General features: G+C 67.1%; 14 protein-coding genes and 1 tRNA gene. 12 read left to right on the top strand and 3 right to left on the bottom strand.

The genetic code is table 11. The features are described 5' to 3' along the window. Positions 1–149: 149 nt before the first annotated feature. Complete coding sequence (locus AB4Y72_RS12290; RefSeq protein WP_441426446.1) at positions 150–794, bottom strand: TIGR03085 family metal-binding protein; 645 nt, start codon at positions 792–794, stop codon at positions 150–152. Between the two features lie 191 nt (positions 795–985). Here AB4Y72_RS12290 and hisI point away from each other — a divergent pair, with 191 nt between their 5' ends. From hisI to pyk, 11 genes are all read left to right on the top strand, one after another. Continuing rightward, positions 986–1447 carry a phosphoribosyl-AMP cyclohydrolase gene (hisI, locus tag AB4Y72_RS12285; RefSeq protein WP_441426445.1) on the top strand — a complete coding sequence of 154 codons (462 nt, stop codon included), beginning with the start codon at positions 986–988 and terminating at the stop codon, positions 1445–1447. Between the two features lie 126 nt (positions 1448–1573). Further along, complete coding sequence (locus AB4Y72_RS12280; protein WP_441426444.1) at positions 1574–3190, top strand: anthranilate synthase component I; 1617 nt, start codon at positions 1574–1576, stop codon at positions 3188–3190. Continuing rightward, positions 3190–3831, top strand: coding sequence for a Trp biosynthesis-associated membrane protein (locus AB4Y72_RS12275; RefSeq protein ID WP_441426443.1), 642 nt, complete (start codon positions 3190–3192; stop codon positions 3829–3831). The genes AB4Y72_RS12280 and AB4Y72_RS12275 overlap by 1 nt, the downstream gene beginning before the upstream one ends. Before the next feature lie 105 nt (positions 3832–3936). After that, complete coding sequence (locus AB4Y72_RS12270; protein WP_441426442.1) at positions 3937–4224, top strand: HGxxPAAW family protein; 288 nt, start codon at positions 3937–3939, stop codon at positions 4222–4224. A 2-nt stretch (positions 4225–4226) separates the two neighbouring features. Next, positions 4227–5045 (top strand): indole-3-glycerol phosphate synthase TrpC, encoded by an 819-nt coding sequence (trpC, locus tag AB4Y72_RS12265; RefSeq protein ID WP_441426441.1) that lies wholly within the window; start codon positions 4227–4229, stop codon positions 5043–5045. Between the two features lie 123 nt (positions 5046–5168). Then, complete coding sequence (gene trpB, locus AB4Y72_RS12260) at positions 5169–6527, top strand: tryptophan synthase subunit beta (RefSeq protein ID WP_441426440.1); 1359 nt, start codon at positions 5169–5171, stop codon at positions 6525–6527. Then, on the top strand, positions 6524–7369 hold the full coding sequence (gene trpA, locus AB4Y72_RS12255) for a tryptophan synthase subunit alpha (RefSeq protein ID WP_441426439.1): 846 nt from the start codon (positions 6524–6526) through the stop codon (positions 7367–7369). Before trpB ends, trpA begins: the two co-directional genes overlap by 4 nt. Positions 7370–7372: 3 nt before the next feature. Continuing rightward, the gene (gene lgt, locus AB4Y72_RS12250; RefSeq protein ID WP_441426438.1) at positions 7373–8593 is read left to right on the top strand and encodes a prolipoprotein diacylglyceryl transferase; all 1221 of its coding nucleotides are present in this window, start codon (positions 7373–7375) and stop codon (positions 8591–8593) included. 265 nt (positions 8594–8858) lie between these two features. Further along, positions 8859–13475, top strand: a complete 4617-nt coding sequence (gene gltB / locus AB4Y72_RS12245) for a glutamate synthase large subunit (RefSeq protein WP_441426437.1) — start codon at positions 8859–8861, stop codon at positions 13473–13475. Next, positions 13468–14925 carry a glutamate synthase subunit beta gene (locus AB4Y72_RS12240; RefSeq protein WP_441426436.1) on the top strand — a complete coding sequence of 486 codons (1458 nt, stop codon included), beginning with the start codon at positions 13468–13470 and terminating at the stop codon, positions 14923–14925. The genes gltB and AB4Y72_RS12240 overlap by 8 nt, the downstream gene beginning before the upstream one ends. Positions 14926–15010: 85 nt before the next feature. Then, positions 15011–16513, top strand: a complete 1503-nt coding sequence (gene pyk, locus AB4Y72_RS12235; protein ID WP_441426435.1) for a pyruvate kinase — start codon at positions 15011–15013, stop codon at positions 16511–16513. Between the two features lie 107 nt (positions 16514–16620). Here pyk and AB4Y72_RS12230 read toward each other — a convergent pair whose 3' ends face one another. Then, on the bottom strand, positions 16621–17226 hold the full coding sequence (locus AB4Y72_RS12230; RefSeq protein ID WP_441426434.1) for an ANTAR domain-containing response regulator: 606 nt from the start codon (positions 17224–17226) through the stop codon (positions 16621–16623). A gap of 204 nt (positions 17227–17430) precedes the next feature. Between AB4Y72_RS12230 and AB4Y72_RS12225 the strand changes: the two genes are divergently transcribed. Next, positions 17431–17512, top strand: a tRNA-Leu gene (locus AB4Y72_RS12225). A gap of 1260 nt (positions 17513–18772) precedes the next feature. On the opposite strand, the gene AB4Y72_RS12220 is transcribed toward AB4Y72_RS12225, so the two are convergent. Continuing rightward, positions 18773–19351, bottom strand: coding sequence for a TIGR03086 family metal-binding protein (locus AB4Y72_RS12220; protein WP_441426433.1), 579 nt, complete (start codon positions 19349–19351; stop codon positions 18773–18775). Positions 19352–19471: the final 120 nt, after the last annotated feature.

Raw genomic sequence — 19471 nt, 5'->3', positions numbered from 1 at the left:
CTCGCAGGCTCGGACAGGGAACTCGGCGGGCGTGGGCCCACCACCCGCCCCCCCCCGCTTAAACCAACGCGGGGTCACTTAGCGCCCATCCCGGAGGGGATTATGGGCGATAAGTGACCCCGCGTTGCTGTGTTTGGGGGAGTGGCAGCTTAGAGCCCGACCTCGGCGGACTGCAGGAGCGCGACGGCGTCCGGCTGGCCCTCGAAGGTCACGAGGGCGTGGCGGGTGCGGCCGTGGGCGTGCATGAGGAGTTCGCCGGGCTCGCCGACGATCGCCACCGACACGGGGGCGCGCTTGGCCACATGCCGCGGACCGGACGGGCTCACCAGCACGATGCCCAGGTCCACGCCGCGGTACAGGATGGCCGCGCGCTTCACGAGTTCGTCCCACAGAGCCTCCGAGTAGGCCTGGTCCAGGGCCCGCGGGGCCCAGCGGTCCACGGCACGGCGGACGTCTTCGGTGTGCACAAAGTATTCGATCAGGTTGGAGCTCTCGTCCAGGGCCTTGATTCGCAACGGGGACAGCGCCGGGGGACCGGCACGGAAGGTGTTGACCAGCTTGGAGTAGTCCTCGGGAGTATTCAGGGTGGCGGCCAGCTCCGCCGTCGCCTGGTCCGAGGCCTTGGAGAGGCGCTTGATCAGCAGGCCCAGCCCGACGGCGACTTTTCGCTCGCGCAGGTAGAGGTGCGCGGCAAGATCGCGGGTGAGCCAACCCGCGCAGAGCGTGGCAGCATCAGGACCGGCCGCCAGCAGGGTTTCGGCCAGGACTTCTCGGGACGGTTCGACGAAATGCATCACTTGTGAAACTAGCACGAGACGGCCGCTCGTGGGCACAGGAATCGCCGCCGCAACCGTGCCTGGCGTCTACATCCGGCGGTCGAACCCGGAAGCCGTGGCGAATGCGCGCCGCGGCGAACGCGCCACTGTTAAGCGGGGTGGCGGAACCGCAGGCCGGACGCCTGCCCGGAGGCACTAGACTTGATCTGATGTCTGAGCAGCCCGCACCCGTCCCCAGCCCCGCCACCAGCGCCGTCCCCGCCAGTGCTGTCCCCGCCAGCGGCAGCCCCGTCAGCGGCAGCCCCGTCAGCGGCAGCCCGCTTCCGGCCGGTCTGGCGGAGGCCCTCAAGCGGGACAGCGCGGGCCTGGTGGCCGCGATTGTCCAGCAGTTCGATACCCATGAGGTCCTGATGCTGGGTTGGATGGACGACGAGGCCCTGCACCGCACCATGACGAGCGGCCGGGTGACGTTCTATTCGCGGTCCCGCCAGGAGTACTGGCGCAAGGGAGACACGTCCGGCCACGTCCAGTGGGTCAAGTCCCTCGCGATGGACTGCGACGGCGATGTCCTCCTGGTCCGGGTCGACCAGGTAGGCGCCGCCTGCCACACCGGAACCCGGACTTGCTTCGACGGGCGCGAGCTCGACGCCGTCGTCGGCCACGGAGGCTGAGCGAGCCAGGCAATGGAAAGCCGGCCACGCGCCCGGCACTCCCACAGCTTCACGAACCGGACCGCCGGTAGGATCGCATGACGGATCCGCCGCAGGCCCCAGACAGAACAGGCAGAAAGCACAGCCATGCAGGACCTTGGAATCATCAGCCCCGGCCTCGAAGAGTTCCGTGAACTCGCGGGGCACAGCCGCGTCATCCCTGTCCGGCTGAAGGTGCTGGCGGACGCCGAAACCCCGATCGGGCTCTATCGCAAGCTCGCCCACGGCCAGCCCGGGACGTTCCTGATGGAATCGGCGGCGGTCGGGGGAGCCTGGTCCCGCTACTCCTTCATCGGCTCCCGCTCCCGGGCCACGCTGACCACCAAGGACGGCAACGCGCACTGGCTGGGCCAGCCCCCGGTCGGTGTGCCGCTGGACGGCAACCCCGTGGACGCAATCCGGGATACCGTCGCGGCGCTCCGCACGGACCGCTTCGACGGCCTTCCGCCGTTCACCTCCGGCCTGGTCGGATTCCTGGGCTGGGAAACCGTCCGGCACTGGGAAAAGCTGACGAGCCCGCCGGAGGACGACCTCGAGCTGCCGGAAATGGCCCTCAACCTCGTCACGGACATGGCGGTCCACGACAACATGGACGGCACAGTCCTGTTGATCGCCAACGCCATCAACTTCGACAACAGCGCCGAACGCGTCGACGACGCGTGGCATGACGCCGTCGCCCGCGTCAAGGCCCTGCTGGAAAAAATCAGCCGGCCCGTGGAGCAGCCGGTCTCCGTGCTGGAACCCGCGGCCCTGGACTTCGCATCGAGCGTGCAGGAACGCTGGGACGAGTCCGACTACCTGGCCGCCCTGGACCGCGGCAAAGAGGCGATCGTGGACGGCGAGGTCTTCCAGGTGGTCATCTCCCGCCGCTTCGAAATGGAATGCGGCGCCGACCCCCTCGACGTCTATCGGGTCCTGCGGAACACCAACCCGAGCCCCTACATGTACCTCTTCAGCTTCGAGGACGCCGCCGGCCGCGAGTACACGATCGTCGGTTCCTCGCCCGAAGCCCTCGTCACCGTGACCGGCGACGAGGTCATCACCCACCCCATCGCCGGCTCACGGCCGCGCGGCAAGACCGTCGAGGCGGACAAGGCCCTGGCCGAGGAACTGCTGGCGGACGAGAAGGAACGCGCCGAGCACCTGATGCTGGTCGATCTGTCCCGCAACGACCTCTCCAAGGTCTGCGTCGCCGGATCAGTCGACGTCACGCAATTCATGGAAGTCGAACGCTTCAGCCACATCATGCACCTGGTGTCCACGGTGGTCGGCAAGCTCGCCCCGGCGGCCAAAGCCTACGACGTCCTGAAGGCCACGTTCCCGGCCGGCACGCTCTCCGGCGCGCCGAAGCCGCGGGCCCTGCGCCTGCTGGACGAACTTGAACCGCACCGGCGCGGCATCTACGGCGGAGTGGTCGGGTACCTGGACTTCGCCGGGGACATGGACATGGCGATCGCAATCCGTTCGGCTCTGCTCCGGGAAGGACGCGCCTACGTCCAGGCCGGTGGCGGCATAGTGGCCGATTCGGTCAACCCCACCGAGGCGCTGGAAACGGTCAACAAGGCCGCAGCCCCGCTCCGCGCCGTCCACACCGCGAGCTCGCTGCACAACATCACCGCAGATTCCATCACCGCAGATTCGCTGCCCGACGCCGGGTCGGTTACGGACTCCGCGTCGGTGCCCAACGCCGGGGCGGACTCCTGATGGGGACGCCGGAAGCTACCGTCAAGACCACCACTCGGGCCGTGCCCGGCTGGGCCCGCAAGTCCACCCTTGTCCTGGTGATAGCCGCCCTTGCGCTGGCAGTGTTCGGGACGACCACCCAGACGTGGCTCACCGTGCACCTCGATCCGGCGCAGCTGGGCGCGGCCGTGGCCAGCCAGAACGGCCTGCAGGTCCAGGGCAGCAAAGCCGCCACCACCGTGACGGCCCTGGCCCTCGTCGCCCTCGCCGGGGGCCTCGCGGCCTCCATCGCCGGGCGCGTCGCACGCTGGGTCATCACGGCGATCATCCTGCTGGCCGCCGCCGGCATCGTCGCCGCAGCAGCCGTCGTGCTGGCGGACCCGCTGTCCGCAGCGCAGGGATCGATCGCGGCCGCTACGGGGATTAGCGGCAGCAGCGTCCAGGTGGACCTCACAGTCTTCCCCGTCCTTGCCGTCGTCGCGGGCTCCCTGCTGGGAATCTGTGCCCTCGCGATCGTGCCGGCCGGCCGCTACTGGAAGAGCCGCACCAAATATGACGCGGCAGCCGCCGCGCCGGCCGCCGGGGAAACTGGTGAGACGGTAGCGCCCACGGACGAGATTGACAGCTGGGACCGGTTGTCCCGCGGTGACGACCCCACCTAAGCCGCTGCTGCGGCCAGTCCCGCAGCCCGGCGGCCCGGTAACGCGGCCAAAAAGAGTGCCAAAAAATGGCAGAATGTAAGCAGTATTCATCCTGAGGAGATTTCAATGAGCAAAGCCACTGTTCCCGCATCCACGTCCGCTGCGCCGAAGGGCGTCTTCGACGACGTCGACCACAGCGAAGCTCCGGGTCACGGCAACAGCCCGGCGGCGTGGACCTGTGTGATCGTGATGCTGATCGGCGCCCTCATTGCGTCCATCGCCTTCGTCATCGCCAACACGCCCGTCTTCATTGCGGGCGCAGCGGTCATGGTGATCGGTCTGCTCGCCGGCTGGGCCATGCGCAAGGCCGGCTACGGCGTCGGTGGCAGCAAGCTGAAGAACTCCGGCCACTGAGCGTGAGCGTTCTCGACGACATCAATGCCGGTGTCAGGGAGGATATGCAGGCGCGCCAGCGTCTGGTCACACTCGCGGAAGTGAAAGAGCGTGCCGCCGCTGCGGCGCCGGCCCGTGACGCCTGGGCGGCCCTCGGCGGGAACTCGGACCCGAGGGACCAGCTCAGGGTGATTGCCGAGGTCAAACGTCGGAGCCCCTCCAAGGGCCGGCTCGCGGACATCGCCGATCCCGCGTCCCTCGCCGCGCAGTACGCCGACGGCGGGGCTGCCGTCATCAGCGTCCTGACCGAGGAGCGCCGTTTTGGCGGATCGCTGGCCGATCTCGACGCCGTCCGGGCCGCCGTGGACATCCCGCTGCTGCGCAAGGACTTCATGATCGACGAGTACCAGATCTGGGAAGCCCGGGCCCACGGCGCCGACCTGATCCTGCTGATCGTGGCCTCGCTCTCCGACGCCCAGCTGCGCGAGTACACGGCCCTCAGCCGCGAGCTGGGCATGAACGTGCTGGTGGAGACCCACACGGCCGAGGAAATCGAGCGCGCCGTGGCCGCCGACGCCCGGATCATCGGCGTCAATGTCCGCAACCTCAAGACGCTCGACGTCGACCGTTCCGTTTTCGCGGAACTGGCCGGCGGAATACCGGCAGGGGCCCTCGTGGTCGCCGAGTCCGGGGTGCGCGACATCGAGGACGTCAGGCACTTCGCCTCCCACGGGGCCAACGCGGTCCTGGTCGGCGAGGCACTGGTCAGCGATGCGACGCCGCGCGAGCGGATCGCCGAGTTCATGACCGTCGGCGCCAAGGCAATCGCCGCCCGAGCCTGAAGGCGGCCGGTCCTGGCGTTCCGCCCGGGCCGCGAGCGGTACCGGGCCCGCAGTTGCCCGGCCAATGAGCGGATCTCGTCTGCAGATCCGCAAAGCTAGCAGTGGAACAGGATGGTGAGACTGATGGTCAATGCGCCAGCAGCCGGCTCTGACGAAAGTGCCGTGGACGCGTTCCTGCAGGGCGACCGGCCCCAGGAACACCTCACGCAGGGCGAACCGTCCCTGCGGCACGCCCCGGGACCCTACTTCGGGAACTATGGCGGCCGTTGGATGCCGGAGTCTCTCATCGCGGCCCTGGACGAGCTCGAGGACACGTTCGAGAAGGCCAAGGCCGATCCCGAGTTCACTGCCCAGATCGCCGACCTGAACAAGAACTACTCGGGCCGGCCCTCCCTGCTGACCGAGGCCAAGCGTTTCGCCGAACACGCCGGCGGCGTGCGGATCTTCCTCAAGCGCGAGGACCTTAACCACACCGGCTCGCACAAGATCAACAACGTCCTGGGCCAGGCGCTGCTCGCCAAGCGGATGGGCAAAACCCGGGTCATCGCGGAGACCGGCGCAGGCCAGCACGGTGTTGCCAGCGCGACGGCCGCAGCCCTGCTCGGCCTGGAATGCGTGGTGTACATGGGCGCCGAGGACTGCCGCCGGCAATCCCTCAATGTGGCCCGGATGGAACTCCTCGGCGCCACGGTCATCCCGGTGACCAGCGGTTCCCAGACGCTCAAGGACGCCATCAACGAGGCTCTGCGTGACTGGGTCGCGAACGTGGGCAACACCCACTACCTGCTGGGCACCGCCGCTGGCGCGCACCCGTTCCCGGCCATGGTCCGCTACTTCCACGAGGTGATCGGCGAGGAAGCCCGCGCCCAGATCCTGGACCAGACGGGCCGGCTCCCGGATGCCGTATGTGCCTGCATCGGCGGCGGCTCGAACGCGATCGGCATCTTCCACGGCTTCCTCGATGACCCCTCGGTCAAGATCTACGGCTTCGAAGCCGGCGGCGAGGGCGTCGAGACCGGACGCCACGCAGCCACCATCACGCTCGGGAAGCCCGGCGTGCTGCACGGCGCGCGGTCCTACCTCATGCAGGACGACGATGGCCAGACCATCGAGTCCCACTCCATCTCCGCGGGCCTGGACTACCCCGGGGTCGGCCCCGAGCACTCCTACCTCGCCGACATCGGCCGGGTCAGCTACGAGCCCATCACGGACAGCGAAGCCATGGAAGCCTTCCGCCTCCTGTGCCGCACCGAGGGCATCATCCCCGCGATCGAATCCGCTCACGCCCTCGCCGGCGCCATCAAGGTGGGCCAGCGGCTCGCCGCGGACGCAGGCAAGGCAACGGACCCGTCACAGAAGATCGTCATGGTGAACCTCTCCGGCCGCGGCGACAAGGACGTGGCAACCGCCGCGGAATGGTTCGACCTGCTGGACAAGGACTCGCCCGAAGCCGAAATCGCCAAAGAGGGGGAACAGCTGTGAGCACCACCCAGGACGGCGCGCACGACGCCAGCACGCCTGCCGCGCAGCACGCCAGCAAATCGGCCGCGGCCATCGACCGGGCCCGCGCCCAAGGCCGGGCGGCCCTGATCGGCTACCTGCCCGCCGGCTACCCGAGCGTTGAAGCCACTATTGCCGCCGGCATCGCCCTGGCCGAAAACGGCGCGGATCTCATCGAAATCGGCATCCCGTACTCCGATCCCGTCATGGACGGCCAGGTCATCCAGGCCGCCACCACCGAGGCCCTCGCCAACGGCTTCCATGTCCGGGAGGTCTTCGACGTCGTCCGCGGCATCACGAGCAAGACCGACGCGGCCGTCCTCGTCATGACGTACTGGAATCCCGTGGTCCGCATGGGCGTGGACGAGTTCTCCCGCCGCCTGGCCGACGCCGGGGGAGCCGGGCTGATCACGCCCGACCTCATCCCCGACGAGGCCGCCGAATGGATGGCTGCCTCGGACCGGTACGGACTGGACCGGGTGTTCCTCGTGGCACCCTCGTCCTCCCCGGAACGCATGAAGCGCACGGTCGAGGCGAGCCGCGGGTTCGTGTACGCCGTCTCCATCATGGGCGTCACCGGCGCCCGGACCTCGGTCAGTTCGGCGGCCAAGGATGTCGTCGCCGCCGCGTACGCCGCGGGCGCCGAGCGGGTTTGCGTCGGCCTTGGCGTCTCCAACGCGGACCAGGTCCGCGAGATCGCCGAATACGCCGACGGCGTGATCGTCGGCACCGCCCTCGTCGCGGCCATCCGGGACGGCGGCGTCGATGCGGTAGCCTCCTTGACGAAAGACCTCAGCACCGGCCTTACCAAGGAAGAAGCGTAAGCAATGCAGTCAGTCCTCCACGCGGCGGCGATGATTCCCGCGAGCATTCCGAGCCCTAGCTGGTCCGGATTCGACATCCCGCTGCCGTGGGGGTCACTGCGCATCCACGCTTACGCACTGTGCATTCTCGCCGGCATCGTTGCCGGGCTCTGGCTCACGTCCGTCCGGTGGGCGCGCCGCGGCGCGCCGGAGGGCAGCGTCTGGGACATTGCCATCTGGGCCATCCCGTTCGGCATCATCGGCGGACGGCTGTACCACGTGTTCTCCTCGCCCGATGCCTACTTCGGTCCCGGATTCAATGGCACCGGTGACCTCTCCCTGATTCCGCAGATCCAGCGCGGCGGCCTGGGCATCTGGGGCGCCGTTGTGCTGGGCGCCCTGGGCGCCTGGATCGGCTGCCGGCGGGCCGGGGTGAAGCTGAGCGCCTTCATGGACGCGGCGGCGCCCGGGCTGCTGCTGGCCCAGGCAATTGGCCGCTGGGGGAACTACTTCAACCAGGAGCTGTTCGGCGGCCCCACCACGCTGCCGTGGGGCCTGCAGATCGATCCCAACAGCCCGAATTTCCCGGCCGGGATGCCGTCCGACACGCTCTTTCACCCGACGTTCCTCTACGAGTCCCTGTGGAACCTCGCGGGCGTCCTGATCCTGCTGGCCCTGGACCGGAAGTTCAGCTTCCGCCGCGGCCGCCTCTTCTGCCTCTACGCCATGTATTACACGCTGGGCCGGGTCTGGATCGAAGCCATGCGGATCGACGACGCCGAACAGATCAGCCTCTTCGGGATCACCACCAGGCTCAATGTCTGGACCAGCATCCTCGTCTTCGCAGGTGCTCTTATCGCCTTCATCCTGCTCGGACTGCGCAAGGACTCCGGGCCCGACACCCCCTTCCTTCCGGGCCGCGAACCGGCCGTGGCGCAGGCGGACGCCGCGGCGATCCCGGCCGGCACCGATGCCGACAGCGACTCTGACAGCGCCGGCAGCGACTCGGACCGCACCGTCAACGCGGACAGAGCAGGCACTGCCGACGTCGACCGCTCCGCCGACGTCGACCGTCCCGCCGACGCGGGCCGCCGCTCCGCCGTGACCGTCCCGGCTGCCGTGCCCGCAGACGCGGCAACCATCCGCAATGCGGACTCTGCTGTCTCAGATAGTGAATCCCGTGCTAATCTCCGGAAGAACCAAAGCGGACCAGAAACCGCTCCGGAGACCGAGGGCACCAAGTAGCTCGGCACCGGCAACTCGGGTTGCGGAGCTACCGCTCGCAGGACCCGACCCCCACAGCGTCGTGGCAAGAGGGATTGTTGCGGACAGCAGATAGGCGCTGTCCAAGCAAGCCCGGGCCAGCACCTGCGTAACTGTTAGTACAGGAGGCCGGGCTGGCCTACAATTCCAGTTAGAAAAACACTTTGTTGCGCCCGTCACACCGGCTCACTGAGTGGGGCCAATGTTGTCCCTCCCATACGCACGATCAGGAGGAAGGACGTCTCCAATGACCCAAACTCTTCACAGCCCCAGCTGGTCCGATCCGGACCAGCCCGCGGCCGCCACGTCACCCTTCGCGCGCTTCGCGGCGATTCCGGCCGCTGCCGGACTCTACAACCCGGATAACGAGAAGGACGCCTGCGGCCTGGCCATCATCGCCACGCTCCGCGGCGAGCCTGGCTACGATATCGTGGACGCCGCCCTGACCGCCCTGCGCAACCTCGAGCACCGCGGCGCCGTGGGCGCCGACGAAGGTACCGGCGACGGCGCCGGCCTCCTGATGCAGGTGCCGGACGAGTTCTTCCGCGCAGTCACGGACTTCGAACTCCCGGCCCCCGGCCAGTACATCGTGGGAACCGCTTTCCTGCCTTCCGAGCAGCGCGAATCCGACGCCGCCCGGGCCGGCATCGAAGGCCTCGCCGCGGACGAGGGCCTCACCGTCCTCGGCTGGCGCGAAGTGCCGATCGTGGCCGACCTGGTCGGGGCCATGGCCCGTGCCTGCATGCCGCACTTCACCCAGCCGTTCTTCGCCTCCAGCACCGGGGAAACCCTGGAGCGCAACGAGCTCGATTCGCGCGCCTGGCGGATCCGCAAGCGCGCGCAGAACAAATTCGGCGTGTACTTCCCGTCGCTGTCCTCCCGGACCATCGTCTACAAGGGCATGCTGACCACCGCGCAGCTGGAGCCGTTCTACCCGGACTTGTCGGACAAACGCTTCAAGACCAAGCTCGCGATCGTCCACTCGCGCTTCTCCACCAACACGTTCCCGTCCTGGCCGCTGGCCCAGCCGTTCCGCACCATCGCGCACAACGGCGAGATCAACACCGTCAAGGGCAACCGCAACTGGATGCGGGCACGGCAGTCCCAGCTGTCCAGCCCGCTGCTGGGGGATTCCCCCGAAGAGTTGTTCCCCATCTGCACCCCCGGCGCCTCGGACTCCGCCTCCTTTGACGAGGTGGCGGAACTGCTCTGGCTCTCCGGCCGGCCGATCACCCACTCGATCATGATGATGATCCCGGAAGCGTGGGAAAACCACGCCACCATGGACCCGGCCCGCCGCGCCTTCTACGAGTACCACTCCATGCTTATGGAGCCGTGGGACGGCCCCGCGGCCGTGTCCTTCACGGACGGCAACCTGGTCGGTGCCACGCTGGACCGGAACGGGCTTCGCCCGGGCCGGTACTGGATCACGGAGGACGGGCTGATCGTCTTCGCCTCCGAAGTGGGCGTGATCGACGTCGAGGCCTCCAAGGTGGTCAAGAAGGGCCGCGTCTCGCCGGGCAAGATGTTCCTCGTTGACACCGAGGCCGGCCGGATCATTGACGACGCCGAGGTCAAGGCCGAGGTCGCCGCGGCGAACCCGTGGGCCGAGTGGCTCAAGGACAACCTGATCGACCTCAAAAACCTCCCCGAACGCGAGCACGTGGTCCACACCGCCGCGTCGGTCAACATCCGCCAGCGGACCTTCGGCTACACCACCGAGGAACTGAGGATCCTGCTCGGCCCGATGGCGCGCACCGGCGCCGAACCGCTCGGCGCCATGGGCTCCGACACGCCCGTGGCCGTGCTGTCCAAGCGCCCGCGGCTGCTTTTTGACTACTTCGTCCAGTCCTTCGCGCAGGTCACCAACCCGCCGCTGGACGCCATCCGCGAAGAGCTCGTCACGTCCCTGACGTGCGCTATCGGCCCGAACGGCAACCTGCTGGACACCAAGCGGGTCCGGCAGCCGCAAGTCTCGCTGCCGTTCCCCGTGATCAACAATGACCAGCTGGCCAAGATCGCGAACATCGAGAGCGCCGACGGCGACCGGGTCGCCATGAAAGTCCGCGGACTGTACCGGCCCGAAGGCGGCGAGAACGCCCTCCGCGCCCGGCTCACCGAAATCTGCGAGCAGGTCTCCGGGGCCATCAACCGCGGCGTCCAGTACGTGGTGCTCTCGGACCGTGACTCGAACGCCCAGTGGGCGCCGATCCCGTCCCTGCTGCTTGTCAGCGCCGTGCACCACCACCTGCTGCGCAGCGCCAACCGCACCAAGACCGCCCTCGTGGTGGAGGCTGGCGACGTCCGCGAGACGCACCACGTCGCCGTACTGATCGGCTACGGCGCCTCCGCCGTCAACCCGTACCTGGCCATGGAATCGGTGGAACAGCTCATCGCTTCCGGTGACGTCGTGGGGGTCACCCCGCAGGACGGCGTCTACAACCTGATCAAGGGCCTCGGCAAGGGCGTCCTGAAGATCATGTCCAAGATGGGTATCTCCACCGTGGCCTCCTACACGGGGGCGCAGACCTTCGAAGCGCTCGGACTGGGCCAGGACCTGGTGGACGAGTACTTCTCCGGCACGCATTCCCAGCTCGGCGGCGTCGGCCTCGATGTCATTGCCGCCGAAGTCCTGGCCCGCCACCGCATGGCCTACCCCGAGAACGGCATCGAACTGCCGCACCAGCCGCTGCTCGGCGGCGGGGAATACCAGTGGCGCCGCGACGGCGAACCGCACCTGTTCAACCCGGAGACCGTCTTCCGGCTGCAGCATGCCACGCGTGAACGCCGCTACGACATCTTCAAGGCCTACACCCGCGGAGTTGACGACCAGTCCGAGAACCTCATGACCCTGCGCGGTCTGCTGAAGTTCAAGTCCGGGCTGCGGCCCGCGGTGCCGCTCGAGGAAGTGGAACCCGTCTCCAGCATCGTCAAGCGGTTCTCCACCGGCGCCATGAGCTACGGCTCCATCTCGCAGGAGGCTCACGAGACCCTCGCAATCGCCATGAACCGGCTGGGCGGCAAGTCCAACACCGGTGAAGGCGGCGAGGACGTGGACCGGCTGCTCGATCCCACCCGCCGTTCCGCGGTCAAGCAGATCGCCTCGGGCCGCTTCGGCGTCACGAGCCTGTACCTGTCCAACGCTGACGACATCCAGATCAAGATGGCGCAGGGTGCCAAGCCGGGCGAGGGCGGCCAGTTGATGGCGCAGAAGGTCTACCCCTGGGTCGCCCGAACCCGGCACTCGACCCCCGGCGTCGGCCTCATTTCACCGCCCCCGCACCACGACATCTATTCGATCGAAGACCTCGCGCAGCTGATCTATGACGCCAAGCGCGCCAATCCCTCGGCCCGCGTGCACGTCAAGCTCGTCTCCGAGGTCGGGATCGGCACCGTCGCGGCCGGCGTCACCAAGGCGAAAGCCGACGTCGTCCTGGTTTCCGGACACGACGGCGGTACCGGCGCCTCGCCGCTGAACTCGCTCAAGCACGCCGGCGTCCCGTGGGAACTCGGCCTGGCCGAGACGCAGCAGACGCTCATGCTCAACGGGCTGCGCGACCGCGTGGTGGTGCAGGTGGACGGTCAGCTCAAAACCGGCCGCGACGTCGTGATAGCCGCGCTGCTCGGCGGCGAGGAGTTCGGCTTCGCCACCGCCCCGCTGGTGGTCTCGGGCTGCATCATGATGCGCGTCTGCCACCTGGACACTTGCCCGGTGGGCGTCGCGACGCAGAACCCCGAGCTGCGCTCCAGGTTCACCGGCAAGCCCGAGTTTGTGGTGAACTTCTTCGAATTCCTCGCCGAGGAGGTCCGCGAAATCCTCGCGGAGCTTGGGTTCCGCAGCATCGAGGAGGCGATCGGCCACGCTGAGATGCTGGACTCCCGTGAGGCGATCAGTCACTGGAAGGCCGAAGGGCTGGACCTGGATCCGATCCTCCACGGGCTCGAGTTCGACGATGACGCCCCGCTGCGCAACCTCACCGGCCAGAACCACGAGTTGGACAAGCACTTTGACCAGCGCCTGATCGCCATGGCGGCGGAAGCCCTCAGCGACCGCACGCCGGTGAAGATCTCGGTCAACGTCATCAACACCGACCGCTCCGTCGGCACCATGCTCGGCCACGTGGTCACGAAGACCTTCAGCACCGACGTGCTGGCCACGGACACCATCGACATCACGCTCAACGGCACGGCCGGGCAGTCGCTCGGGGCGTTCCTGCCGGCCGGCATCACGCTGCGGCTGTTCGGCGACTCCAACGACTACGTCGGCAAGGGTCTCTCCGGCGGACGCATCATCGTCCGGCCGGACCGCACCAACGTGTTCCCGGCCGAGCGTAACGTGATTGCCGGCAACGTGATCGGCTACGGCGCCACGAGCGGGGAGATGTTCCTGCGCGGCCAGGTGGGAGAGCGCTTCCTGGTCCGCAACTCCGGCGCCACCGCGGTGGCCGAAGGCATCGGCGACCACGGCTGCGAATACATGACCGGCGGCCAGACGCTCATCATCGGACGCACCGGCCGGAACTTCGGCGCCGGGATGTCCGGCGGCACCGCCTATGTGCTGGACCTGCAGACCGAACGCGTCAACAAGCAGGCCCTCGAATCCGGCGAGCTGAAGCTGCTCGAGCTCGACGCCGAGGACCGCGACATCGTCCACGGGCTGCTCGTCAGGCACGCCGAGGAAACCGAGTCGCTCCACGCGGCCCGGCTCCTGGCGAACTTCGATGACACCGCAGCCCGCATAACCAAGGTGCTGCCGCGCGACTACGCGGCCGTCCTGCAAACCCGTCTTGACGCCATCGAAGAGGGCCTGGACCCCGACGGCGAAGAAGTTTGGTCTCGAATCCTGGAGGTGACCGGTGGCTGATCCACGCGGATTTTTGAAAGTACGTCAGCGTGAAACCCAGCCGCGCCGTCCCGTTCCCGTCCGCATCATGGACTGGAAAGAGGTATACGAGGCACAGGAAAAGGGTGTCCTGAAGAGCCAGGCCGGCCGCTGCATGGATTGCGGCATCCCGTTCTGCCACCAGGGCTGCCCGCTGGGCAACCTCATCCCGGAATGGAACGACCTCGTCTGGCGGGACAAGGGCGAGGAAGCGATGGAGCGGCTGCACGCCACCAACAACTTCCCCGAGTTCACGGGCCGCCTGTGCCCGGCACCCTGCGAGGCCTCCTGCGTGCTGGGCATCAACCAGCCGGCGGTGACCATCAAGCAGGTCGAGGTGTCGATCGTGGACCAGGCCTTCGAGAACGGCTGGGTCAACCCGCTGCCGCCCGCACGCCTCTCCGGCAAGACGGTCGCCGTCGTCGGTTCCGGCCCCGCCGGGCTCGCCGTCGCCCAGCAGCTGACCCGGGTGGGCCACACCGTGGCCGTGTACGAGCGCGACGACAAGATCGGCGGGCTCCTGCGCTACGGCATCCCCGACTTCAAGATGGAAAAAGAGCAGGTCGACCGCCGGCTCGAGCAGATGAAGGCCGAAGGCACCCGGTTCCGCACCGGGGTGGCCGTCGGTACCGATGTGACGTGGGAACAGCTGCGGCGCCGGTACGACGCCGTCGTGATCGCCACCGGAGCCACTGTGCCGCGTGACCTGCCCATCCCGGGCCGCGGGCTCGAGGGCATCCACTTCGCCATGGATTACCTCGTGCCGGCGAACCGGGTGGTGGCGGGGGAGACCGTGCAGAACCAGATCAACGCCGCGGGCAAGCATGTGGTGATCCTGGGCGGCGGCGACACCGGTGCCGACTGCCTCGGTACTGCACACCGGCACCAGGCGGCATCCGTGACCACCCTGGCGATCGGCAAACAGCCGCCCGTCGAGCGGGCCGGCCACCAGCCGTGGCCGACGTTCCCCACCCTCTTCGAGGTTGCCAGCGCGCACGAGGAAGGCGGCGAACGCACCTACCTCGCCTCCACCGTGGAGTTCGTCGGGGAAAACGGCAAGCTCACCGGCGTCAAGGTCGCGGAGACGGAATTCGTCGACGGCAAGCGCCTTCCGAAGGCCGGCACCGAGCGGATCATCCCCGCGGACCTCGTCTTCCTGTCCCTCGGCTTCACGGGCGCCGAGCCGGCCGGCATCACCGAGCAGGTCAGCGCCGACTTCGACGGCCGCGGCAACGTGGCCCGGGACGGCTATTACATGACCAACACCGAGGGCATCTTCGTCGCCGGAGACGCCGGCCGCGGGCAGTCGCTCATCGTCTGGGCCATCGCCGAGGGGCGCGCCTGTGCCGCCGCGGTGGACAAGTTCCTGATGGGCAGCACCATCCTCCCGGCCCCCGTGGCGCCGACCGATCGTGCGATGGCTGTGCTGTAGTCCGACAGATTACGGGTGATTCAGGTCATCAGGGATTCACACTCGCTTCAACTTAATCAAAGCAACAGACCATTAGGGTAGGTATATGAGACGCGCTAAAATCGTGGCAACGTTCGGACCGGCAATTGCAAGCTTTGACAACACGCTCGCCGTGCTGGAAGCCGGCGTCGACGTGGCACGCATGAACATGAGCCACGGTGACTACTCCGTGCACGACAACACTTACGAGAACGTCCGCAAGGCTGCCGGGCAGCTTGGCAAGGCCGTAGCCATCATGGCCGACCTGCAGGGCCCGAAGATCCGCCTGGGCCGCTTTGTCGACGGCCCGCACCTCCTGGAGGTTGGTGACCGGTTCACGATCACCACCGAGGACGTTCCGGGCACCAAGGAGATTTGCTCCACCACGCTCAAGAGCCTCACCGAAGACGTCCAGCCCGGCGATGCCCTGCTGATCGACGACGGCAAGGTCGCCCTGCGCGCCATTGAGGTCGACGCCGTCAAGGTAGTCGCCCAGGTGATCGTGGGCGGCTGGGTATCGAACAACAAGGGCATCAACCTGCCCGGCGTGGCTGTCAACGTGCCGGCGCTGAGCGAAAAGGACGAGGATGATCTGCGCTGGGCGATGCGCCGCGGCGTGGACATGGTTGCCCTCTCCTTCGTCCGGGACGCCTCGGACATCGTCCGCGTACACGAGATCATGGACGAGGAAGGCCGCCGCGTGCCGGTGATCGCCAAGATCGAGAAGCCGCAGGCCGTGGAGCAGCTGCCCGAGATCATCGACGCCTTCGACGCCATCATGGTCGCCCGTGGCGACCTCGGCGTGGAGCTGCCGCTGGAGGAAGTCCCGATCGTCCAGAAGCGCGCAGTTGAACTGGCCCGCCGCTGGGCCAAGCCGGTCATCGTGGCCACTCAGGTCCTTGAGTCCATGATCGACAACCCGCGCCCGACCCGTGCCGAGGCCTCCGACTGCGCCAACGCGGTACTCGACGGCGCCGACGCGGTCATGCTCTCCGGCGAGACCAGCGTGGGCAAGTACCCGATCGAGACCGTCAAGGTCATGGCCCGGATCATCGAGTCCACCGAGGTCCACGGCCTCGAGCGGGTCCCCCCGCTGGGCACCAAGCCCAAGACCCGCGGCGGCGCCATCACCCGTGCCGCCGTCGAGATCGCCGACCAGCTGGAAGCGAAGTACATCTGTACCTTCACCCAGTCCGGGGACTCGGCCCGCCGCCTCTCGCGGCTGCGCCCGATCCGCCCGGTCTTCGCCTTCACGCCGGTGGAGCACGTCTGGAACCAGCTCGCGCTGACTTGGGGCATCCAGCCGGTCCTGGTCCCGATGGTGGGCCACACCGACGCGATGACCGCACAGGTTGACCGCAACCTGCTCGAGATGGACCTCGTCGAAGACGGTGACATGGTGGTTATCGCCGCCGGTTCCCCTCCCGGGAAGGCCGGTTCCACCAACATGCTGAAGGTCCACAAGGTGGGCGACCTGGCGGACGCCGGCAGCCACGGCGAGAACGCCGTGACCAAGGACAAGCTCGGCCCGTGGCCGGAAAAGAAGAAGAAGAACCGGGTTCAGGCCTAGTTCCGAGCGCATGAACGCTTAAGCGCAAAAGGGAGGATCTCCGCCGGTTGGCGGGGATCCTCCCTTTTGCTGTCTCGGTGCGGTGCTTCCGCGCGGCAGGGCTCTGGCTAGTTGRCCTGGTTGATGATGGTTTCGGCTACCTCGCGCATGCTGAGTCGGCGGTCCATCGAGGTCTTCTGGATCCAGCGGAACGCCTCCGGCTCCGTCAGGCCCATCTTGGTGGTGAGAAGGCTCTTGGCGCGCTCCACGAGCTTCCGGGTGGCGAACTGCTCCTGCAGGTCGGTGACCTCGCTCTCGAGGGCCTTGATTTCCTCGTGGCGGGAGAGGGCGATCTCCAACGCCGGGATCAGGTCCGCAGGGGTGAACGGCTTGACCACGTACGCCATGGCGCCGGCGTCGCGGGCGCGCTCCACCAGTTCCTTCTGGCTGAACGCCGTCAGCAGGACCACGGGGGCGATCCGGGCTTTGACGATCTTCTCCGCGGCCGTGATGCCGTCCATAACGGGCATCTTGACGTCCATCAGGACCAGGTCGGGCTTGAGCTCCTCGGCGAGCTGCACGGCCTTCTCGCCGTTGTCCGCCTCGCCGACGACGTCGTAGCCTTCGCCTCGCAGGATCTCGATGATGTCCAGGCGAATGAGGGTCTCATCCTCGGCGACAACAACGCGGCGAGCCGGCTGGGAAGTGGGGGATGACTCCGTCTGTTCTGACACGGGAACTCCTTGGAAAGGTACGGCGGGAACTACACCATCATAGGTTTCGTCCGCCGATGTACTTGGACCGGTTTGGTTCGATGCGGCGTCACTGGCGCGATTCTGGAATTCAGCCTATCTGCATGTAGAGTAATTCCGCGCACTGGAAGCGATCGCGTTGCTCACAGCACTGTGGCAGGCTGATTGTTACACGGTGTACTCCGCGCCCGAGTGGCGGAATTGGCAGACGCGCCGCACTCAAAATGCGGTATCGAAAGGTGTGTGGGTTCGAGTCCCACCTCGGGCACAGCATTTCCCCTCGTCAGAGGGGTTTTTGCTTTAACGTGTTGACAAAGCTTGCGGTCGCGTCTTCTGACGGGTTGGGTCGCGGGCTGTGGCCTGGCCGCCGCGGGCCTATTCAGGTGTGTGAGTGGCGGGTCCAGTGCCCTGGCTGGTGGGCGCTCCGCTTGCTTTCTACTGGGGTTATGCGGTTCCTCCTTCCGGTGCTGTCGGGTTGGGCGTGGGTGTCCAACACCAGTTCATGGGTCACAGGTGCGGGTACGACATGTTCTTGGCGAACTGACGCGAAAATTCTCGGAGGGCTTCTTCCGGCGGGCGGCGAGGGGGCGCCTTTGGCTTATTTGTCCGACCAAATTGGGTGTGGACAGTGTCCACACTTAAGTCTGCTTTTTCGTGCTTTCGGGCAGCCGCCCATTTACGCGCTTGCCGCCCTTTTTGGAGCGGGAGTGTCGTTCGCCTTGTTGATGTGGATGTGCTCGAAACGCGGGCAAGTGGATGAGATAAGGACCTCTGACCCTGGGACGTGTCGGGCAGCGTCGTCCAGCTGTGTTCGGTCTAGTGAACCTTAGAAGCGGGGGTGGGTGGCAGCGTGAGTGTGGGGCTGATGCGTTCCGGAGGCGTCCGTCGCAGGCGTGGTGGTTGCGCCAGATGACCTAGCGACGGATCATGCTGTCCTGCTCAGTGTGGGCGGCGTGCTCCGTGCCGCCGGGCGCTCCCGCGCACTGGTTCCGGTCCCACGGCGCCTGCTTCGAAGCGGTCACCGCCGAGGTGTTCCTCCACTAGTACCGGGACCTGATGGGTTCCGTTACCGCCGGTCCTCCCTGTGGTCGGATAATGAGCGCGTCTCATTAGCGACCTGGCGATAGGAATGCAAGCCGATGGTCCGGCGCCCACACATACGTGTCATCGCACCGATAACCCCTCAGCCATGCCTGTCCGTCCACGCCCCGGAGGTAGAAGCCCTTGGGGTACTCCACGTCCTCGCTTAGCGGGTCGAAAGCGACGTGGATGGCTCCGGTCGGCGCGCAACCTGCCGGCAGGACGGACTCCGGCGCGTTCCACTGGCCCATAGTCACCGCAGTCTTGGCCACCTCCCCTTGGTCCGCGCACCGGAGTGGTTCTTGGCCCCTCCCGCCTGAGGGACACATTCCGCCCGGTTAGGGTCCCCTCAGGGCATTGATACGACACCGAGCGATCAACGAACGCCGCCACACGGCGCTAACATCCATACCCATAGCTTCCGAAGTAGGACAGTCCGAGGGGGGTGTCACTTGGACGCTGGATCACGACCAAACCAGCCAGCCAGCCGGTCGTAGGCGGAGGAATCCTGCGGGACGGGAATCTCCCGGTCAAATGCCTTGTCAGGTCCCCTGAATTCAGGCTTCAGCATCCGTCTGGACCAAGCCAGCGCGTGCTCGGCAAGGGTGGAGTCCAGGTCCACGGCGGCGGCCGTGGCTCTCGCCAAGTCCCAGCTGTGCACTGTCAGCTCAGTGATCTGTTGGTCGGCACGGAGACGAAGAGGTCCCTGCCCGCCTCCCGACATCGGGACCGGCCGTTCGAGGTCCGCGTCCGCCCAAACACCCAACAGCAACTGTGCGCCCTCGCGAAATTGTTGAGCCCAGTCAGTGCGGAGTGCGCCGGGAGATGACGTCCAGTCGGGAGTCTCGCCGCGGGCGGAAACCATAAAATGGGGAAGATCCTGGGTTACGAGATGCCGGACGAGCGACTCCACGTCCCAGTCCGCGCACGGTGTCGGCAGCCCGGCCTGCTCGGAGCCTATCGTCGCGATGACGGCGGCTGTCTGGTTAGTCGCACGTTCAAGGAGGTTTAGGACGGGATCAACCATGATCATTTGGCCTTTCGTCATCGCCCATGGCGCTCGCTTCCCCCAAGTTCGTCTCATCGTGAGCGTAGCTGCCGTCAACGGACAAAGGGAAGCTTGGAACTGCGCCGGTCGGCCACGCAC

Source organism: Arthrobacter sp. YAF34 (assembly GCF_052113245.1).
GTDB lineage: Bacteria > Actinomycetota > Actinomycetes > Actinomycetales > Micrococcaceae > Arthrobacter.
This window is presented reverse-complemented; position numbering and strand designations above follow the sequence as displayed.